The following is a 624-nucleotide window of genomic DNA, read 5'->3' on the forward strand; positions in this document are numbered from 1 at the left end:
GTACAAGGACGACAAACAGATGCTGGTTAACGCCTACACCGTCAAAGCCGGCGACACGCTGGTGCTCATCGCTCAGCTACATGGGTTTAGTGTGCCAGAGGTACTGGCGCTCAATCCGATTATCAAGGATCCCGATGTAATCAAGGTGGGCTGGCAATTGAACTTGCCTGCCATACCGTCACAAATACCATTACCACCCCTTAGCTTTGCTGATGACCAGACCTGCCTTTCCATTAAGGGTCGAACCGAATGCCAGGAAGAACTGGTTGATGTGGTCCATGTAACAGGCTCGCCGCACCTGTGCGTGTTGACCGCCCCGCAGGCCAAGGCCCTGAAACAGGAAGTCGCCTTCGTTCGCGAACTGATGGACGAACTGCACGAAAAGCTGGCCGCCGCCCAGCCCGTCAGCCACTGCGCCCGTGTCGAGGTACCTTATGCCGCGTGCAGTTGCACCCGCTGCGTCAAAGAGGACTGGACGCTCAAGGCCGAAGCGGCAGGCGTGCTCACCCGTGAGGCGCCGACCGAACCTGCTGAGCCGAGCACACCCGCGCCGACGACCGAAGAGGACCTGTCCGGGCAACTCCATACCCTGCAGGAAGCCCGCGACTGGTACCAACGCTATGA

1 protein-coding gene is annotated in these 624 nt (G+C 59.3%); it reads left to right on the forward strand.

Annotation, left to right across the window (positions count from 1 at the left end; all coding sequences use genetic code 11):
* Positions 1-624 (forward strand): LysM peptidoglycan-binding domain-containing protein (locus IE038_RS24095; protein ID WP_189396433.1); only part of this gene is annotated, 624 nt, incomplete at both ends.

The organism is Pseudomonas laurentiana (assembly GCF_014648275.1).
Taxonomy (GTDB): Bacteria; Pseudomonadota; Gammaproteobacteria; order Pseudomonadales; family Pseudomonadaceae; genus Aquipseudomonas; species Aquipseudomonas laurentiana.